We start from the raw sequence: 15,434 nt of genomic DNA, 5'->3' as shown, positions 1-15,434 counted from the left end.
CTTGACTTTCAAGGATCCAACGCCCCAGGATCCCATTTCATCCCCAAAGTTACCCACAGCTGGATATCGGCAATGTGGACAGAATGGCGCGCAGCAACCATAGTTATTTTATATAACCAAATATCATTTATTTTTTATATTTTATTCCAATAACATCAGCGCCAACCCGTGATTACAACTAAAAATACAGCACTACAGAGAGAGGAATCCCCATGAAATCCACCATCAAACTGATTTCCGGCGCCGCCATTCTGCTGGCCAGCCTGTCCGGCCAGGCCATCGCCCAGGAAACCATCAAGGTCGGCATGTCCGGCAAATATTTCCCGTTCACCTTCGTCAAGCAGGACAAGCTGCAGGGCTTCGAGGTGGACATGTGGAACCAGATCGGTGAGCGCACCGGCTACAAGGTCGAGTTCGTGACCGCCAGCTTCTCCGGCCTGTTCGGCATGCTGGAAACCGGCCGCGTCGACACCATCTCCAACCAGATCACCATCACCGACGAGCGCAAGGCCAAGTACGCCTTCTCCCAGCCTTATGTCTATGACGGTGCCCAGATCGTGGTCCGCAAGGGCAACAACACCATCCACGGCATCAAAGACCTGGAAGGCAAGAAAGTCGCCGTCAACCTGGGCTCCAACTTCGAAGAGCTGCTGCGCAAGAACGACCCCAACAAGAAGATCGATATCCGTACCTATGACTCCGCCTTCGAGCAGGATGTCGCCCTGGGCCGCATCGACGCCTTCGTGATGGACCGCGTCTCCACCGCCCAGCTGATCAAGGAATCCAAGCTGCCGCTGCAACAGGCAGGTGCACCGTTCGAAACCATCGAGAACGCCCTGCCCTTCCTGAAGACCCCGGAAAAGCAGGCCGTGCTGAAGAAGGTTGACGATGCCCTCACCGCCATGCGCAAAGACGGCACCCTGACCAAAATCTCCGAAAAATGGTTCGCAGCGGACATCACCAGCAAATAAATGATGGAATTTGACCTCGAGTACACGCTAGGGCTGTTTCCCATCCTGCTCAAATACCTGGGCACCACGATGGAAATGGCCCTGTGGGGATTCGTATTGGCACTCGTACTGTCGCTGATCCTGGCGATAGTACGGGTGTTTCGCGTTCCCGCACTTCACTGGCTGGCGATGCTGTATATCTCGTTCTTCCGGGGTACACCGCTGCTCGTCCAGCTGTTCCTGCTCTATTACGGGCTGCCGCAGCTCTTCCCCATCTTCGTGGGGATGGATGCCTTTACCGCCGCCATCATCGGCCTGACCCTGCACTTTGCCGCCTACATGGCCGAGTCGATCCGGGCAGCCATTCTCGGCATCCACAAGAGCCAGATGGAAGCCGCCCTCAGCATCGGCATGAGCCGGCTGCAGGCGATGCAGCGGATCATCCTGCCCCAGGCTGCCCGCATCGCGACACCATCGCTGATGAACTACTTCATCGACATGATCAAGAGCACCTCCCTGGCGTTTACCCTGGGAGTGGCGGAGATCATGGGCAAGGCCCAGATGGAAGCGGCCTCCTCCTTCAAGTTCTTCGAGAGCTTCATGGCGGTGGCGCTGATCTACTGGGTGGTGGTCATCTTCTTCACCCGCTTGCAGCATCTGCTGGAAGTGCGGCTGAACCGTGCTTATTAAAGGAGGCCTGTCATGATCAACCTAACGGGTCTCTCCAAGGCCTATGACGGAAATCAGGTGCTCAACGGCATCGATCTTGAGGTAAAGAAGGGGGAGATTGTCGTCATCATCGGCCCCTCCGGTACCGGCAAGTCGACTCTGCTGCGCTGCCTCAACCTGCTGGAAACCCCGGATGCAGGGCGGCTCGTCATCGATGACCTCGCCGTGGATCTGGCCAAGGCCAGCGACCAGCAAGCCATCGAACTGCGCAAACGCGCCTCTTTCGTGTTCCAGAACTACGCCCTGTTCGCCAACAAGACGGCGCTGGACAACATCGCCGAGGGGCTGATCACCGTCTGGAAGCAGCCGAAGGCGGAAGCTCGTGCCACTGCCCTGGGCATCCTCAAGGACATCGGCCTCGCCGAGAAACAGGATGCCTACCCGGCCTCCCTCTCCGGCGGCCAGCAACAGCGCGTCGGCATCGGCCGGGCCATGGCGGCCCACTCCAAGGTGATCCTGTTTGACGAGCCCACCTCCGCCCTCGATCCCGAGTGGGTCGACGAGGTGCTGGGCCTGATGAAGCAGCTCGCCCGCCAGCACCAGACCATGGTGGTGGTGACCCACGAGATCGAGTTTGCCCGTGATGTCGCCGATCGGGTGATCTTCATGGAAGGAGGCCGGATCGTGGAGCAGGGCCCGCCGGATCAGATATTGGTCGATCCGCAGGATCCCCGTACCCGGGAGTTCCTGCGCAAAGTACTTAAATAGCTCTCTCTTTGGCGGCCTGGCCGCCTTTTTTCTTGAGGGATCCTTGTTTAACCCCGGGTTGCCAGTATAATTCGGGGCCCTTGATCCTCCGGATCCTGCCAGATTATCCCGCTCGGTCGACGAACGGGGCGAGATGGAAAGGAACGGCGGATTGACGAGAAGCTGAACTCTGTTTAGAATTCGGCCTCTTTTGCTAGTCGTCACACGCTATAGCTGGCGCGTCGGCTAAGTGTGACAATCAAAACTGTACAGAAATACGGAATCGAATCATGAAACGTACTTTTCAACCGTCCAACCTGAAGCGCAAGCGCTCTCACGGTTTCCGCGCTCGCATGGCTACTGCCAACGGCCGCAAAGTTCTGGCCGCTCGTCGTGCCAAGGGTCGTGCCCGCCTGGTAGTCTAATGCCTACCCAGCACACCTTCTCTCGGGAGTTACGTCTGTTAACTCCCGAACACTTCAAACGCGTTTTCGCCGAGCCTGTCCGGGCCGCTTCTCCGCAAATTACGCTTCTTGCTTGCCCCAACTCCCTCGAACACCCCCGTCTTGGCCTCGCCGTGCCCAAAAAGGCGCTCAAGCGTGCCGTCTGGCGCAACCGTGTAAAACGAGTGGTTCGGGAAAGTTTTCGCCTCAATCAAGCCAATCTGCCCGCTATCGACATCGTCGTGATCGCCAAGGGTGGCGTGAAGGAGATGGACAACGAAGCGCTGTTCAAGTTACTGGAAAAGCTATGGCGCACTCTGTCACGCCGTTGCAATGGGTAGCAATCAAACTGATACGCCTGTATCAGCTAATCATTAGTCCCCTGCTCGGGCCACGCTGCCGTTTCACCCCGACTTGTTCCCAATTTGCGATAGAAGCAATCCGACTTCACGGTTTCATAAAAGGCGTTTGGTTAGCCAGCAAACGTCTATTAAAATGCCATCCCTTATCCGAGGGTGGTTATGACCCGGTTCCGCAACCAAAGCGAAGAAACTGAAGACTATGGAATCACAACGCAATTTACTCCTGATCGGTTTGCTGTTCGTGAGCTTCTTGCTCTGGCAACAGTGGGAGTCCGACAAGGCTCCGAAGCCGGCCCCGACTACCGTGGCCCAAACCGAACATTTCGTACCTGAAGCCGGTCAGACCGGTGATATTCCTCAGGTTTCCGAGCAAGCAAATGGTAACGCCGCGCGCAAGCTGATCACCGTCTCCTCCGACGTGCTCAAATTGACCCTGGACACCCAGGGCGGTGACATCGTCTCTGCCGAACTGCTGGCCCACAAGCTGGAAGAAGGCAAGGAACAGCCGTTCACCCTGCTGACCAGCCAGCCTGCCCACATCTATGTGGCCCAGAGCGGTCTGGTCGGTCGCAATGGTCCGGACAGCCAGGCCCAGGGTCGTCCCACCTATGAAGCCGCCCAGACCAGCTATCAGCTGGCCGATGGTCAGGATCAAGTCGTCGTTCCGATGACCTGGACCGACAGCAAGGGTGTGGTCTTCACCAAGGAGTTCGTGCTCAAGCGCGGTGATTACGCCGTGGGCGTCGACTACAAGATCGACAACAAGTCTGCCGAGCCGGTCCAGGTACAGTTCTACGGTCAGCTGAAGCAGACCATGACCACGCCGAAGGATCAGGAAGGTCATGCCATGGTGGCCAGTGCCTACCGTGGTGGTGCCTTCTCCAGCGAAGACTCCCGCTACAAGAAGTACACCTTTGACGAGATGAAGGATGCCGACCTGAACAAGACCACCCAGGGTGGTTGGGTCGCCATGCTGCAGCACTACTTCGTCTCTGCCTGGGCCCCGAATGCCAACGACACCAACAGCTTCTACAGCCGCGTGATCCCGGGCAAGGACCAGGCCATCATCGGCTACAAGGCGCCGCTGGTTGACGTCGCTGCCGGCCAGCAGGCCGAAGTGAGCGGCAAGCTGTGGATCGGTCCCAAGCTGCAGGATCAGATGGCCAAGGTGGCAAACCACCTGGATCTGACTGTCGACTACGGCTGGCTCTGGTTCATCGCCCAACCGCTGCACTGGCTGCTGACCGTGTTCCACGGTTTCGTCCAGAACTGGGGTCTGGCCATCATCATGCTGACCCTGCTGGTGCGCGGCATCATGTTCCCGCTGACCAAGGCCCAGTACACCTCCATGGCCAAGATGCGCATGCTCCAGCCCAAGCTGGCTGCGCTCAAGGAACGCTTCGGTGACGATCGTCAGAAGATGTCCCAGGGCATGATGGAGCTGTACAAGAAGGAGAAGGTCAACCCGCTTGGCGGCTGCCTGCCCATCCTGGTACAGATGCCCATCTTCATCGCCCTCTACTGGGCACTGATGGAGTCTGTCGAGCTGCGCCACGCGCCGTTCGCCCTGTGGATCACCGACCTGTCGGTGAAGGACCCCTTCTTCGTGCTGCCAATCCTCATGGGTGCCTCCATGTGGTATCTGCAGAAGATGAGCCCGACCACCATCACGGACCCGATGCAGCAGAAGGTGATGCAGTTCATGCCGATCATCTTCACCTTCATGTTCCTCTGGTTCCCGGCAGGTCTGACTCTGTACTGGCTGGTAAGCAACGTCATCTCCATCATCCAGCAGACCATCATCTATCGTCAGCTGGAGAAGAAAGGCCTGCACTCACGCAACTGATGCGCAGCCCATCTTTCCTGATGACAAAAGAGGCGGCCTTCGGGCCGCCTTTTTTATTACAATGTCCCCCACCCTCTTACTCATTCAGCCAACCAGCGAGTCAAGCAAGATGACAACAGATACCATCGTGGCCCAGGCCACCGCCCCCGGCCGTGGCGGCGTCGGCATAGTCCGCGTCTCCGGCCCTGCCGCCGAGCGGGTCGCCGAGATAATGCTCGGCAAGCTCCCCAGGGTGCGTTATGCCGAATATCTGCCGTTCAGGGACGAGCAGGGCCAGGCGCTGGATCAGGGCATCGCCCTGCTGTTCAAGGCCCCCAACAGCTTCACTGGCGAAGACGTGCTGGAGCTGCAGGGCCATGGTGGCCCCGTCATTCTCGACATGCTGATCCGCCGCATCCTGCAGATCGACGGCATCCGCCCCGCCCGCCCGGGCGAGTTCAGCGAGCGCGCCTTCCTCAACGACAAGCTGGATCTGGCCCAGGCCGAGGCCATCGCCGATCTCATCGAAGCCTCCAGCGAGCAGGCCGCCCGCAGCGCCATGCACTCCCTCCAGGGGCAGTTCTCCGGCAAGGTGCAACAGCTGGTGGAGAGCCTCACCCGGCTGCGCATCTATGTGGAAGCGGCCATCGACTTCCCGGATGAAGAGATCGACTTTCTCTCCGACGGCAAGGTGGCGGGTGACCTCTACGCCATCATGTCCGAGCTGGATGACGTACGCGGCGAGGCCAAGCAGGGTGCCCTGCTGCGAGAGGGGATGAAGGTGGTGATCGCCGGTCGTCCCAACGCCGGCAAATCGAGCCTGCTCAACGCCCTCGCAGGCCGCGAGTCCGCCATCGTCACCGAGATCGCCGGTACCACCCGCGACGTACTGCGCGAGCACATCCATCTGGATGGCATGCCGCTGCACATCATCGACACCGCGGGCCTGCGCGATACCCAGGACAAGGTGGAACAGATCGGCATCGAGCGCGCCTGGGCCGAGATCGAACAGGCCGACCGGGTGCTGTTTATGGTGGACGGCACCACCACGGACGCCGTCGACCCCCACGATATCTGGCCGGAATTCGTTGATCGGTTGCCAAAAAACATCGGCCTCACCGTGGTGCGCAACAAGGCGGACCTGACCGGCGAGGATCTGGCACCGAGCCAGGAGCAGGGCCACGCCGTCTACCGCATCTCCGCCAAGACCGAACTGGGGCTGCCCGCCCTGCGCGAGCACCTGAAAGCCTGCATGGGCTTCCAGGGCAACACCGAAGGGGGCTTCATGGCCCGCCGCCGCCACCTGGACGCCCTGGAGCGCGCCGCCGAGCGGCTGCTGGTGGCCAGGGAGCAGCTCGAGGTCTATGTGGCTGGCGAACTGGTGGCCGAGGAGCTGCGCCTGGCCCAGGAGTCCCTGTCCGAGATCACCGGCGAGTTCAGCTCCGACGATCTGCTGGGCCGCATCTTCTCCAGCTTCTGCATCGGCAAGTAAAGTGGTGAAAAATCAGCAATAAAAAGCAGCCACAAAGAACATAAAACATTGTAAATAATGGACTTTGTTTTTTACTGGCTGTTCTTGCCTGATCTTGTTTCGTGAGAATTTACCCCGAGAGTACCCCGAAGTAACCTCTCGGGGTACTTTCGGGGGACACTCATGAAGATCAGCATCGAAATCCGCGAACCAGACGCCGAAGGCAAGCGCGCTCTGCGCTTAACCTACTACGCTGGCTCCTACCTTGACCCAACCACGGGCATCCGCAAGCACAAGCGCAGCAGAGAGACCCTGGATCTCTTCCTGTACGACAAGCCGCGTACCCCGGCACAACGGCTCCACAACAAAGAAACCCAGCGAGCAGCCGAAGCCATCCGCGCCAAGCGGCTCTTCGAGCATGAGACAGGTAAACACCATCTGGATTTCTCGAACGCCCACAAGGCCAGCTTCTTTGAGTACTTTCAGGAAGTGACCGACCAAAAGGCGGCAGGCAGCAAGAGCAACCATTCCATCTGGATATCAACCCTCAAGCATTTGCGCCAGTTCCATAAACTGCCGGAGCTGACGTTCGATGAAGTCGATCAGCTGTTCCTGGAAGGGTTTCGGCACTACCTGATGCACAAGGCCCGCACCAAAAGCGGCGCGCCACTGAGCCGCAACACCCAAAGTGCCTACTTCAACAAGTTAAGGGCAGCCCTGAACCAAGCAGAGCAGGAGCGGCTACTGATGGATAATCCGGTACGACGCGTCAAAGCCATCCAGGGAGAGAAGAACAAGCGCGTTTACCTGACCGAAGACGAGGTACGAGCCCTGGCACAGGCCGAGTGCCGGTACGACGTTCTTAAGCGCGCCTTTCTGTTCTCCTGCTGCACTGGCTTGCGCTGGTCCGACATTCACAAGCTGACCTGGGCTGAACTGGAGCCCTTCTATGGCCACTACCGCATCGTCTTCACTCAGAAGAAGACCAGCGGCCTGCAATACCTGGATCTGAATGACATGGCGATGCAACTGATGGGTCGCCCAGGCAAGACATCAGAGCGGATCTTCAAGGGGCTGAAATACTCAGCCTGGCACAACATGGAGCTCACCCGCTGGGCATTGCAGGCGGGTATAACCAAGAAGGTAACCTTCCACAGCGCACGTCATACCTTCGCCGTCATCCAGCTTAACCGCGGCGTCGATATCTATGCCCTCTCCCGCTTGCTGGGGCACAGTGAGCTGAGAACCACCGAGATCTACGCCGACATTCTTGAATCGCGGCGCCGAGATGCCATGCTCGATTTCCCCAATGTCTTGGGGTGATAGAAGATGGGACGCCCCCTCGACGAGATCATGGCCAGGAAGAGTCAACAAATAGGCCAGCGCGGCCATGCGCTGGCCTAGATTATCTTAGATAATATAGATCGGATTTCAGTATCGCCCTGCAGCCTAAGTAGCACTTGGGTTTAGCTGATTAGGCCTGTGACCAATATCGTGAACTTTGTGACCACTTTCGTGATAGTCCGTGACCATTATCGTGATAGCAAAGGCCGACCTATGGTGAACCGCCCCTTGGCATGTTCACTGATTGACCAACCCAGTTCAGCCAGTTCATACAGTGCCTTGCGAACTCGCGATTGCCGCTTTCGGTTGGTGGCCGCGCTGGACTTATCAGGAAAAGCGTAAGAGACCAGTTTATCTAAACCTACTGGCTTGCTGCGGCCACAATCAATCCAGGCACAAATCCGCTGATGCAATATCCGGGCAGTGCTACTACGCAGTTGCCGTACCTCAGCCAGATCGATATAGGTATATCGGCCATTACCCAATATGGCATTGGTCAGCAATGGATTAAGCGCCACAACGAGCCTATCGGTCAGGGGATCACTGGCATAGTTCGCCAGCAGACGAAAACCACTTCGCAAGCCTGCTACCTGTGCTATTACCGACACCTTCCACAACCGCTCGACACTGCGACGCACCGTGTTGGTGTCACGAGGGTTGGCGTAACCAATCTCCTTGGCCAGTTTGCGCAGGCTGCTTCTGACCACCAATACCCTTTGCTGGTTGGCAGCCCAACGAAGATCCAGAAGATCTCGCAATATCGCCCCAGTTTCGCTCACCGCAACTGGCTCAATCTCGTTACTTTGTGACTCAAGTCCAGCCAGGGCAACCAACCCCTGAAGCACACGGAGGTCATCTGCACCCAGCGGCTCAGGCCCGAAGAACTCGATCTGATTGCCACCACCGAAACGGTAAATCACCTCCAGCTTGTCACGGCGGCGCTGGCCAGGAGAGATGGCTCTGAACAATCCAGGAGCCAGACAGTGCATATGGTCGTGCCGGGCATGAGTCAATTCAAAGCAAGGCACGTTTGCCTCCAGCCCGGCGTATTACGTCCAAACCAGCGGGGTACAGCACGCCACCTTCCCTCCGCACCAGCCAGCGCTCCGGTAGTGGCGGCCCATAATTGCTTTTGCTTACCCCAAACCGCACGTAAAGCTGGCTCTTCTCTACCGATACGCCCAGCTGCTGCGCCTCTTTCTTGGTCATAGTGGCGAGATAGGCCTGCCAGCGAACGTTGTCCACCAGTACCGACGAACCACGGCTTGCCTGCTGCAGATCGCCAGCTTCTTGGAATGCCGCAGATTTACTGGTGTGGTGTACAAACAGCACAGCGCATCCCAGCCCCATGGCCAGCCGTTCCAACTGACCCAGTACCTGTGTCATGGCACAGGCTGCGTTCTCGTCAGCATCGTGGAAGCGCCTCAAAGTATCGATGACAATCAACCTCACCCCTTTAGCCCAAATAGCAATCGCTTCCCACCAGTGGCTATCCAACACATTCGGACTGGCACCCTGAAGCGATATCAAACGAAGGTCTCGTTCAACGTTGGCACGAAGTTCGGCGTCAAGATCTCCGCCCAAGGAAAACAAGCGCTGGTGCAGTACAGGCCAAGGATCCTCGGCAGGCAGGTAGAGCACAGCCCCCCTGCCCAGCTTGCCAAGTTCAATCCAATCCGGCCCACCGGATATCTGCATTGCCAGTTGCAATGCCAACATCGACTTGCCCACTCCTCCCGGTGACACCAAAGCACCAACGCAGCCCACCGGCAGCCCCGGGAGGACAAAATCGAGGGGTTTCGGAGGTTCAACAAAAGCCGACCGGAGGTCCTGAGGCCAGTGAGATGCTATGAGATCTCGTTCCATAACAGCCTCACAACCGCCCATGACTAACTTGCCGCATACGCTTGGTCACATGCTCAGTGAGCTCGGCGTCCGGTGAAATGCGGTGGGAGAGCAGCCAATCGAGCAGCTCATCGCGCTTGAAGTAGATTTTTTTGCCGTTGGGTTTGTAGAAAGGCAGGCGTTTTTCACTGGTCTGCCGGTACACATAACCAACGGAGACCCCCAGTAACTCGGCGCACTCCTCGGCAGAAAGCACCTCTTTTTGCGCCTGTCCTTGCTGGATTACCAGCTGCTTAAGCTCATAAAGCTCTTTCAGGATTGTCCCATTCGGATCGCTGAAAACTGACGAATTTTGTTCGCGCATGCAGATTGTCTCCTAGTTACAAACATCAGCATGCAAGAGCGTACCGGGGGCTTGGCGAAATCCAGACCGCTGTAAGTGCCCATTTTGGGCACTTACAGCGTTTTCTGAGAAAAATTTCACATGTGAAATTTTGGCAAGAGATAGTTAGAGCTCTCAAAAAGGTATTGTTATTTTCCACTCTAATCTTCTTAGCTTACCTCCCGGCGTAAGATCTTCAGCTTCGATGTTCACCATTGGGAACAAAATACTGTGTATTTATACATAAATTCAGTAGTCACATTCCGACTGGAGGACTTCACCAGTTCCGTGTAAGCTGTCGAACATGAAAAATACAACCTCAAAACTCAACCGTGAGAAGTTAGTCCACTTCTCTGGACACGAAACCTTTCCACTACGTCAAATGTGGCTTAAGAAAGCTTTCGACCAAGCAGCCAATGGGCAGATCCCCAAAACTGTCTTCACCGATGATTCCGCTATCGCAACCTTCGGTGTAGGCAAGAACATGGTTGCATCGATTCGACATTGGGCTTTGGCATGTGGAATCATGACCGATGAAGGGGACGCATTCCGCGTAACAGAGTTCGCCATGAACAGTCTGTCAAAGGACGGCCTAGATCCGTATGCAGAAAACCCCTCCACCGCATGGTTCGTGCATTGGCAGCTAGCAGGCAAATGTATTCGCTCCACCACGTGGTATTGGCTATTCAACCATGTAACCACTCCTACGTTCACACGCCAAGAGCTCGAAGATCCTTTGGCGCTCTACGCCCGCAGTCTTGACCCTAAGCATCGACTATCTATAGCCACAGTTTCTCGTGACTTGGAAACCTGCATACGTAGCTACGCTCCACGAGCAGCAAGTGGTTCTCCTGAAGATTTTGCCGAGCCTCTACTTGGTGAATTGGGACTGCTCCATGAGGTCCATAAAGGGCAATACGCGTTCCGGCGAGGCCCCAAAGCCTCACTCCATGACGGCATCTTTACCTATGCCCTTATCGATTTTTGGAATAAGACAGCAGCTAATCAAAGCTCGCTAGCCTTCGAAGCGATCACCTATGCCGAAGGATCGCCAGGACGCGTTTTCAAGCTCGATGAGGAGTCGATTGCCCAAAGGCTAATTTCTTTGGCCGACTTCACCGAGGGCAAGCTTGCGTGGACTGATTCAGCGGGACTTCGCCAAGTCCATAGAAAAAATCTTGCCGATAGCTACAAAAATGAAATGGTTAGACGAGCCTATGATTGAGACAAAAGAGCCGGTGCTATCGGACATCGTTCAGATATCGCGCCAATACCAACGCTCAATCCGGATCGATGCAGACATTGGTCGTTCCGATGCATTGGACGGCTATATCTTCCATGCCACCGCATCTACAGTGGTGGATGGAATGTGTCGACAGCTTGCGGCAACCAACCAACGTAGTTTTACATGGACAGGCCCATTCGGCGGAGGCAAGTCTTCTTTAGCTGTTGCCTTAGCTAGCGCCCTACACCCTGACAAAAGCCTCCGAGAGAAAGCTCGCTCCGTCTTAAGCCTAAGTTCGAAGCCGGAATTCGACAAAGCATTCCCTGTTCAAACCGGCTGGCTTGTAATCCCGGTGGTTGGTCGACGAGGCAGCGTACTCAAGGAACTTGACGCATCCTTACGCAAAGCGCAAGGCAAGGGCATCGGTGGTCAAAACAAACCCAATGCCCAAAGTGTCATTGCCGACCTTCTTGCCGAAGCCAAAAATCGCCCGAATGATGGTGTCCTGGTTTTCATCGATGAGATGGGGAAATTCCTTGAAGCCTCAGCCTTAGGTTCGGGCGACGATGTCTATTTCTTCCAAGAGCTCGCAGAGGCATCTGCACGCTCCGAAGGCCGGCTGGTTGTGATTGGAGTGCTGCATCAAGCATTTGCACAGTACGCCAACCGTCTTGGCATTGGTGCTCGTGACGACTGGGCCAAGGTTCAAGGCCGTTACTTGGACCTTCCATTCGTTGCTGCAAGCGATGAGGTTGTCGAACTTATAGGCAGTGCTATAGAAACCAAGCAGTGTCCGGTATGGGTTCGCTCTGCTTCAAAATCTGTCGCCGATGCTATCAGATCGCGCCGCCCCGCAGTCGGCAGTGATTTTGCTACCTCCTTAGAGCGCTGCTGGCCGCTTCACCCGACGATGGCCTCATTATTGGGGCCGATCTCCAAACGACAATTCGGTCAAAACGAACGCAGTACATTCGGTTTCCTCTCCTCAGTTGAACCCCACGGCTTCCGATCCTACCTTCAATCGACGCCGCAGGACCAATCGGCGTGGTATCGCCCTAGCGATTATTGGGATTATCTGCGTGCGAATTTAGAACCGGCAATTCTGGCTTCTTCCGATGGACACCGCTGGTCCCAAGCGGTCGAAGCTGTTGAGCGCGCCGAGGCCAAGTCGAACGACCCTCTTCTGGTGGCAATGATAAAAAACATTGCCATCATTGATCTGTTCCGTAATGGCTCGGGGTTGTCAGCTGACCTACCAGTCCTTTCAAGCCTCTTCCACGATGTACCACAAGAACAGATCGAGAATGTTCTTAAGAAGCTCACATCGCTAAAAGTGGCTTTGTATAAGACTTATACAGGAGCTTGGTCCGTCTTTGAGGGCAGCGATTTCGACATTGATGCGGCTATTAAGCAAGCGCTGGCCGCATCCCCAGGAATCGACTTTACCAAGTTATCCCAACTCATGGGCATGCGTCCCGTTGTAGCCAAGCGGCATTACCATGCTACGGGCTCAATGCGCTGGATGGAACTATCACTACATAGTATCGAGCAAGCGGAAAAGATCGCCAAAGCCTACTCTCCCCAACGGGGCGAGTTCGGCCAATTCATCCTGGCGCTTCCGAACCTTGACATGTCCATTCGTGAAGCTCGGGAGCGGGCTCAGGGCTGTGCTTACAAAAAACCTTGGCCTGTGCTGGTAGGCATCCCGGACAACCACACACTGATCGCCGAGCTGTCGGCTGAATTGGTGGCATTAGAACAGGTAAAAGAGCGCCACGAGCTTAGCGGTGACCCAGTCGCCCGCCGAGAAGTTTTAGCTCGCTTGGCTGCCACCAGATCCAATCTCGAAGACCAACTCCAAGCAGCGGTTTCACTGTGTAAATGGCACGATGGTAGCGACAAGATCATCGAACCAGGAGCGAAGCTTTCGCCTATCGCATCAGACCTCGCCGACAATCTCTATGAACATTGCCCTCGAGTGTGGAGCGAGCTAGTCAACCGCGACAACGTGTCGAGCAACAGCGTCAAGGCCCGACGCGATTTACTTCATGCCATGATCAACGCCGAAGGTCAGGAGCGGTTAGGTATGGAGGGCTTCCCTGCCGAGCGTGGGCTTTTCGAAACTCTGCTTGTTGCCTCAGATCTTTACCGATTCGAAGGAGGTGTTTGGCGTTTTTGCGAGCCATCGAAAGATTCGCCTAATGGCTTTATGCATCTCTGGGAAGCTACACGACAACTATTCTCGGATGCGAGCGCCCATATCAGCGTAAATACGATATACAACTGTTGGTGCAGTATAGGTATGAAGCGGGGCATCTTACCCGTTTATTTAACAGCGTTCTTGCTGGCGCACAAAGCCAACATCGCTGTGTATAAGGACGGTATATTCATACCACGACTCAGCGATGCGGATATCGATGAGTACCTGCAAGATTCTTCCCGCTTTACGCTCCGTTGGATTGCTATTGATGAGGACAAGAGCCGAATTCTAGAAGGCATCTCCAGTCTCTTGGTGGAAGTTGGGGAAAAAGGTGGGGCTGCAGACCCATTAGAGGCAGCACGAGGCCTTGTGGCGATGATTTTCAACCTGCCAGAATGGTCTCGACGTACGCAACGCTTAGGTGAAACCGCCAAAGCAATCAGAGATATGCTGTTAAAGGCTAGCGATCCACACAAAGTCCTGTTTGTCGACTTACCCTCGCAGCTAGAGACAACCGATGGCAACGCCTACGTGATAGCTCTACGCGCTCCACTGCAAGAAATCGCAACCGCCTACTCAAAGATGCTTGCCGAAGTCGAAGGCAAAATGCTCGAAGCACTGGATGCTACACCCGATGACTTATCCTCTCTGCGCGAAAGAGCGAAAACTGTGGCAGGCGTTTCAGGTGACTTTAGACTCAATGCGTTCTCGACACGGTTAGCCTCATACGATGGTAGCCGACAGTTATTGGAGGGTATTTTGAGCCTGGCGGCAGATAAACCCCCGCGAGACTGGGTTGACCGTCATATAGATACTGCTGTGTTAGAACTTGTCCAGTTTGCAAGGCGCTTCCGCGAGACCGAGGCATTCGTCGCAGTCAAAGGCCGTGAGGCAAAGAGCGAGGCCATCGCCTTGGTCATTGGCGCTGGAGCAGATACTACGACGCTCTCTCGCTCCTTCGCTATTTCGGAGCGTCATCGTGAAACAGTAGAAGAAAAGGCCGCTGAACTGGCATCGATGCTGCAAGCTCAAGGGTTTGATACTGATGTATTGCTGGCAATCCTGGCCAAAACCGGGATGAAACTGGCAAAGAAAAAGGAGTTTGCGGATGACTGAGCGACACGTCTTGGGCCTCTCCGGTGGAAAGGACAGCGCAGCTTTGGCTGTGTGGATGCGTGACCACCACCCCGAACTAGACATTGAGTATTTCTTTACTGACACCGGTGAAGAGCTTCCAGAAGTCTATGAGTTTTTGGGGAAACTCGAAGGTTATTTGGGTAAGCCCATCGCACGACTCAACCCTCGCCGAGATTTCCGCTTCTGGCTTCGCGAGTACAACCATTTCCTGCCCAGCCCACAGACGCGCTGGTGCACTCGACAGCTAAAGCTAGCTCCATTTGAGCAATGGGTGAAACCAATGCTAGCTGCCGGAGATACAGTATTTTCCTACGTGGCAATTCGTGCTGATGAAGAATACCGTGAAGGGTACGCAGCAAAATCAGAAAATCTGATAGTGAGCTTTCCCTTTCGTGAAGCTGGGATAGACAAAGCAGGCGTGGTCGACATCCTAGAGTCTTCCGGTGTGGGCTATCCGAAGTATTATGAATGGCGCTCGCGCAGTGGCTGCACCTTTTGTTTCTTCCAACAGAAGATCGAGTGGGTGCGCCTTAAAGAGCAACACCCCGAGGATTTCGAAAAAGCCAAGGAGCTAGAGAAGGACGCCTTAGAGCATGGGTCGCCTTTCACTTGGTCTAAGGGCGAATCTCTCGGGGATTTAGAAAAGCCAGAACGTATTGCCCAGATCAAGGCTGAGTACGAGACCCGCCGCGCTCGTCTTCGCCTATCTATCCCTGTCAATCCTCTGCGGCCGATGAAGGACAACCCCGAAGACATCGACGATGTGTACGGGGTAGACGAAGGCAATGGTTCCTGCAACATTTGCCATAAATGAGAGAAGGTCAAACCTACAGC

The 15,434-nt window shown here is 55.6% G+C and carries 15 protein-coding genes; 12 read left to right on the top strand and 3 right to left on the bottom strand.

Annotated elements, in window-relative coordinates; genetic code table 11:
• Window positions 1-212 precede the first annotated feature (212 nt).
• From AB5Y59_RS04240 to AB5Y59_RS04200, 9 genes are all read left to right on the top strand, one after another.
• A complete protein-coding gene (locus AB5Y59_RS04240; RefSeq protein ID WP_039040644.1) occupies window positions 213-971 on the top strand; it encodes an amino acid ABC transporter substrate-binding protein in 759 nt (252 codons plus the stop codon).
• Entirely contained in the window at window positions 972-1,640 is a 669-nt protein-coding gene (locus AB5Y59_RS04235) for an amino acid ABC transporter permease (protein WP_010672283.1), read from the top strand.
• A gap of 12 nt (window positions 1,641-1,652) precedes the next feature.
• On the top strand, window positions 1,653-2,387 hold the full coding sequence (locus AB5Y59_RS04230; RefSeq protein WP_010672282.1) for an amino acid ABC transporter ATP-binding protein: 735 nt from the start codon (window positions 1,653-1,655) through the stop codon (window positions 2,385-2,387).
• Window positions 2,388-2,656: 269 nt separating this feature from the next.
• On the top strand, window positions 2,657-2,791 hold the full coding sequence (gene rpmH, locus AB5Y59_RS04225) for a 50S ribosomal protein L34 (protein ID WP_005307156.1): 135 nt from the start codon (window positions 2,657-2,659) through the stop codon (window positions 2,789-2,791).
• Complete coding sequence (gene rnpA, locus AB5Y59_RS04220) at window positions 2,791-3,150, top strand: ribonuclease P protein component (protein ID WP_010672281.1); 360 nt, start codon at window positions 2,791-2,793, stop codon at window positions 3,148-3,150. The genes rpmH and rnpA overlap by 1 nt, the downstream gene beginning before the upstream one ends.
• On the top strand, window positions 3,117-3,365 hold the full coding sequence (yidD, locus tag AB5Y59_RS04215; RefSeq protein ID WP_010672280.1) for a membrane protein insertion efficiency factor YidD: 249 nt from the start codon (window positions 3,117-3,119) through the stop codon (window positions 3,363-3,365). The genes rnpA and yidD overlap by 34 nt, the downstream gene beginning before the upstream one ends.
• A 5-nt stretch (window positions 3,366-3,370) precedes the next feature.
• Complete coding sequence (gene yidC, locus AB5Y59_RS04210) at window positions 3,371-5,017, top strand: membrane protein insertase YidC (RefSeq protein ID WP_368211528.1); 1,647 nt, start codon at window positions 3,371-3,373, stop codon at window positions 5,015-5,017.
• A 109-nt stretch (window positions 5,018-5,126) separates the two neighbouring features.
• Window positions 5,127-6,488 carry a tRNA uridine-5-carboxymethylaminomethyl(34) synthesis GTPase MnmE gene (gene mnmE / locus AB5Y59_RS04205; RefSeq protein ID WP_368211527.1) on the top strand — a complete coding sequence of 454 codons (1,362 nt, stop codon included), beginning with the start codon at window positions 5,127-5,129 and terminating at the stop codon, window positions 6,486-6,488.
• Between the two features lie 162 nt (window positions 6,489-6,650).
• Complete coding sequence (locus tag AB5Y59_RS04200) at window positions 6,651-7,790, top strand: site-specific integrase (RefSeq protein ID WP_368211526.1); 1,140 nt, start codon at window positions 6,651-6,653, stop codon at window positions 7,788-7,790.
• A gap of 209 nt (window positions 7,791-7,999) precedes the next feature.
• On the opposite strand, the gene repC is transcribed toward AB5Y59_RS04200, so the two are convergent.
• Genes repC through AB5Y59_RS04185 form a run of 3 tightly spaced genes read right to left on the bottom strand, consistent with a single transcriptional unit; the run spans window position 8,000 to window position 10,020 of the window.
• On the bottom strand, window positions 8,000-8,779 hold the full coding sequence (gene repC, locus AB5Y59_RS04195) for a replication protein C, IncQ-type (protein ID WP_368211525.1): 780 nt from the start codon (window positions 8,777-8,779) through the stop codon (window positions 8,000-8,002).
• A 46-nt stretch (window positions 8,780-8,825) separates the two neighbouring features.
• Window positions 8,826-9,677 carry a helicase RepA family protein gene (locus AB5Y59_RS04190; RefSeq protein WP_368211524.1) on the bottom strand — a complete coding sequence of 284 codons (852 nt, stop codon included), beginning with the start codon at window positions 9,675-9,677 and terminating at the stop codon, window positions 8,826-8,828.
• 7 nt (window positions 9,678-9,684) lie between these two features.
• On the bottom strand, window positions 9,685-10,020 hold the full coding sequence (locus AB5Y59_RS04185; protein ID WP_368211523.1) for a helix-turn-helix domain-containing protein: 336 nt from the start codon (window positions 10,018-10,020) through the stop codon (window positions 9,685-9,687).
• Window positions 10,021-10,342: 322 nt separating this feature from the next.
• On the opposite strand from AB5Y59_RS04185, the gene AB5Y59_RS04180 reads away from it, so the two are divergent.
• The 3 genes from AB5Y59_RS04180 to AB5Y59_RS04170 are packed head-to-tail and all read left to right on the top strand — an operon-like array spanning window position 10,343 to window position 15,414.
• The gene (locus tag AB5Y59_RS04180; protein ID WP_368211522.1) at window positions 10,343-11,263 is read left to right on the top strand and encodes a DUF4007 family protein; all 921 of its coding nucleotides are present in this window, start codon (window positions 10,343-10,345) and stop codon (window positions 11,261-11,263) included.
• Window positions 11,169-14,579: a hypothetical protein gene (locus AB5Y59_RS04175; protein ID WP_368211521.1), complete on the top strand. Its 3,411-nt coding sequence runs from the start codon at window positions 11,169-11,171 to the stop codon at window positions 14,577-14,579. Before AB5Y59_RS04180 ends, AB5Y59_RS04175 begins: the two co-directional genes overlap by 95 nt.
• The gene (locus tag AB5Y59_RS04170; RefSeq protein WP_368211520.1) at window positions 14,572-15,414 is read left to right on the top strand and encodes a phosphoadenosine phosphosulfate reductase family protein; all 843 of its coding nucleotides are present in this window, start codon (window positions 14,572-14,574) and stop codon (window positions 15,412-15,414) included. The genes AB5Y59_RS04175 and AB5Y59_RS04170 overlap by 8 nt, the downstream gene beginning before the upstream one ends.
• Window positions 15,415-15,434 lie beyond the last annotated feature (20 nt).

Source organism: Aeromonas sp. s10, from assembly GCF_040907975.1.
In the GTDB taxonomy this organism is placed as follows: domain Bacteria; phylum Pseudomonadota; class Gammaproteobacteria; order Enterobacterales; family Aeromonadaceae; genus Aeromonas; species Aeromonas caviae.
Note: the sequence above shows the minus strand (reverse complement) of the source record. Positions and strands in the feature narration are given on the sequence as shown.